This is a genomic window from uncultured Veillonella sp. (genome assembly GCF_900545205.1).
GTDB lineage: Bacteria > Bacillota > Negativicutes > Veillonellales > Veillonellaceae > Veillonella.
On the sequence record NZ_UQYC01000114.1, the window covers coordinates 1 to 3,613 of the forward strand.

4 protein-coding genes and 1 pseudogene are annotated in these 3,613 nt (G+C 36.5%); all 5 read left to right on the forward strand.

Annotation, left to right across the window (positions count from 1 at the left end; all coding sequences use genetic code 11):
• Positions 1-50: 50 nt before the first annotated feature.
• Positions 51-203: pseudogene (locus QZR70_RS08675) on the forward strand (IS256 family transposase); the annotation flags it as partial.
• 203 nt (positions 204-406) lie between these two features.
• Entirely contained in the window at positions 407-1,615 is a 1,209-nt protein-coding gene (locus QZR70_RS08680; protein WP_295794551.1) for a hypothetical protein, read from the forward strand.
• Between the two features lie 351 nt (positions 1,616-1,966).
• Entirely contained in the window at positions 1,967-2,257 is a 291-nt protein-coding gene (locus QZR70_RS08685) for a hypothetical protein (protein ID WP_295794552.1), read from the forward strand.
• An 81-nt stretch (positions 2,258-2,338) separates the two neighbouring features.
• Positions 2,339-2,665 (forward strand): Tat pathway signal protein, encoded by a 327-nt coding sequence (locus tag QZR70_RS08690; protein ID WP_178884061.1) that lies wholly within the window; start codon positions 2,339-2,341, stop codon positions 2,663-2,665.
• A 632-nt stretch (positions 2,666-3,297) separates the two neighbouring features.
• The coding region (gene tnpA / locus QZR70_RS08695) for an IS200/IS605 family transposase (RefSeq protein WP_227283840.1) at positions 3,298-3,613 on the forward strand (316 nt) is incomplete at its 3' end.

A 3,613-nucleotide genomic window follows, 5' to 3' on the forward strand; every position in this document is an offset into this window, starting at 1 on the left:
AGACCTAAAACGTTAGCTGGGAAGGACCTTTATAGTCTTGCCAAAGCTTTATTTATTGTATGCCTACAGATGAATCGATTGCTGCTATCTACAAACGGTTATCTGATTATTGCCAAATAGATCGTTCAATCCCTCAATGGGGTGATGCTCCTGTTTGGAATGAGCTACATATGTCTACAGATTTTCCAACTTATTGGGATTAGTCACACACACTTTTTGTCCTATAACCCCCAAAGGAATGAGGCATCGACTATAATCGGTGTCTCATTTTTATCGTCTAGTTGCCAACCCATTTTCAGATGAGATATTAATAGGTCGAGGTATTACCTATAGAATTAATATATTCCATCGTGCTATATTACATATGAGTAGTATTTTTACGTTCATATGTATAAGGAGATACTCTATGTTTAACTTTTATAGTGAGTTATTATTACGTTTACAGAAACAATTTGTATCCGAACATGAATCTGATTTCAAATCTATTGAGGATTTGTTAGAAGCATTTATGACTCAATATAATCGTGGTGATTTTAATAATACGATAGAAATGAAATTACGTGATTTATATGAGGCTGCAGAAGAGGCTGATACGAATGAGAAATCAAGGAAGTTATACAATGAAATCCTTGTATTATGTCCTGATGAAGTAGATGCTAAACGAGAACTCATAGCCCTTGAGTTACATCCAAGCTTTCAAATTTATCAGTTGAAACAGCTAGTAGAATCGTTGAAAAAACCAAAGAAAATAGATTGGAATATAATAGAGACGCGTCCTTATATGCGTTGCCTCATCGACATGGGGATGATATATTTAGAATATAATATGTATAATGATGCGATTGCCTGCTTTACGCCAGTTTTTCACGGAGACAAGCAAGATCATTCGGGATTTCTTGTGTATATGATGGTTGCTTGTTGTGGCGCTGCCAACTGGGATCGCGGCCGCAAGGTATATCAGCGATATCTTGCATGTTGCGATGATATACAAAATGCATTTAATCAGGCTCCGGATATCATGTTGCCTATGCATATGCTGTATATTCTATTGGCTTTGCAGTGTGGTGAAAGCAAGATAGCCCATGATGTATTAGCAGATCTTGTTGATGAATATGAAGATATTGATTGGTTATTACAAGATGCAACACGCTGGAACGATTTTGTAGAAGATCATTTAGAGGCTATTATGTATATGGTAGACCAAGTGAGTAACATAGATTCTGACCCACGAGAATTAATAAGCTTATATACTGCTATCTCATTTTTACCAACTCAATTAGTGGATTTTGAAAGTCCACTATGGCAGACGCTATATGATGCGTATGAACGTGTTACCGGTCGAACTGTTATAAATCGGTACTCTAATGATAGTTATATGGGAAAACGCGAGTCCGTTCATATGAGCCCCGTAGAGGTTGCTAAAGGTGGGGCTTTGCGTGGAAATCCGGTATATGATAATATACGGTTCGGTGCACAAATTACACTTTCACAAGCCGGCCTATACACAGTAGATGATTTTAAAACAATTACTAAACAAGAAGTATTGATGCTACCGGGCATTGGTAAAAAAACAGTGGAACAACTAGAGCATAATGGTGTTATATTTAAAGCCTAAGATGTGACTTGAATTTAATAGCGATCCTAGGATAACGAAGGGCTATTTGTTTTTTTCATAATTAATATAATCCCTTTGATGAGTATCTTGGTACTGATCAAGGGGATTTTAAATTACTACAGGGTTGTACTAATTTTTGTCCTATAACCCTAAACTTCCAAACTACTATCGTGTAGAACTTACATATCAATTCTAATTTACAAACTAAAAGGACAGTTGATGAGAATCAACTGTCTTTTTATATGCCCAGATTTTGTTAGTAGGGCAGATATGGTTTTATAGTCTTGCTATGCTCGGCGTGACTATGGCTTCTTCCAGCTACTGTTAGGCATTGGCTTGTTTATTATTTTCTTGAAAGCCAAGATTACCTATCATCCGTGGATCAATACGATTGCCTCTACGACCTTCGGGATTTACTTATTTCATGATAATAAGCTATTCCTTCATCATATGTGGGACAATATATTCAGTACCTATCAGTATTACGATTCTGCCTTATTACCATTATATGCAATTCTTGTAGTGGCCCTCATTTTCATAGTTGGCATGGTGGTAGACTATATGCGATTAGCTTTCATAGAAAAACCCATTATGAAACGGATCACGTCGTACATTGAAAGTAGTCAATCCTGGGTGGCGTAGAAGGTGCCATTTTAATGTGAATTTCACCGTTTTTTTGGTATAATAAACAAGTATTCCAACGATAAAACGGAGGTAATTCTAATGCGTAAATTCTTATATATGTTAGCGGCTTTGCTCGTATTGATTGGTATTAATACACATGACGTAGAAGCTCGTACCGATGTATATGCTACGACCTATAACGGCAATAGCTGGTATGTAGACCAAGACTCTGTGAAGAGAGTAGGGGATGTACTTAATTTCACGGTATATACGACATCTGGCCTTAGCTATAAGGTAACATCTAGCGATAATAACTATTACAATGCAGATGTATTCTACTATAACAATAAACTCGTTTCAGACAATGGTCAATCCGTTTGGAAATCTCCAGGCATGATGGCGGCTATGCGCGTAGCACGTAGATAAAGATAAAAAGATAAGAGGCAGTGACTCAGTCTCTGCCTCTTGGTTTATAATACAACATATTAGTATTGTTTATCTGTATTTGACGATATATGATATAAACCCTATAATATAAACAGATAGCCAAGCGAGTAGATCCGTCGGGCTCATCTCAAAACTATGATTAATTGATGAAATGGCCTTTCAGTTACCTAATTATCCAGGGGATAACGAAGGGCTATTTGTCTTTTCCAAGACAAATAAGCGCCACAAGTGCTCCAAAGGCAATGACAACGGTCATTGCCTCTAGAATTATCATGATTAACTCATAATCACTCATAGACAACCCTCCCTTCATTAACGAAGAGAGGCCCAACCTCGCTTGACTATCTTAAGTCCATTATATGGCGAACATATAAGCGAATCAATAAGAATCTATAAATAGAAATATACAAAAATATATATACGTATACGTTAGCAGTAACTATAGTTACTGCTTTTTATTATTGTCTTTAGACTGGTTCGCGACGTAGTCGCGAATCATTAAACCACCCGCTATGCGGGTGCGGCAACGAAAGTTATACAAAAAAATCACCTTGCTTAAGTATAATGTAGGTGTTCAAGCCGCATTATATGCAAAAGAAAGGTGATTTTATATGGCAACAAAGACACAGAGCCTTGCGCACACAAAATGGTTATGCAAATACCACATAGTATTTACACCTAAGTATAGACGTAAAGTTATATATAATCAATACAGAAATAGTTTACGTGAAATATTGAGACGTTTATGTGAATATAAGGGCGTCAAGATAATAGAGGGGGAGCTTATGGCTGATCATGTGCATATGCTAGTATTAATCCCACCTAAAATATCAGTATCATCTTTTATGGGATACTTAAAAGGGAAAAGTGCACTAATGATGTTCGATAAACACGCAAACTTAAAGTATAAATTTGGAAATAGACACT

Bases quoted from the DNA above. Each gene is read 5' to 3' on its own strand.
- QZR70_RS08680 (WP_295794551.1), top strand. From the start codon at position 407: ATGTTTAACTTTTATAGTGAGTTATTATTACGTTTACAGAAACAATTT.
- QZR70_RS08690 (WP_178884061.1), top strand. From the start codon at position 2,339: ATGCGTAAATTCTTATATATGTTAGCGGCTTTGCTCGTATTGATTGGT.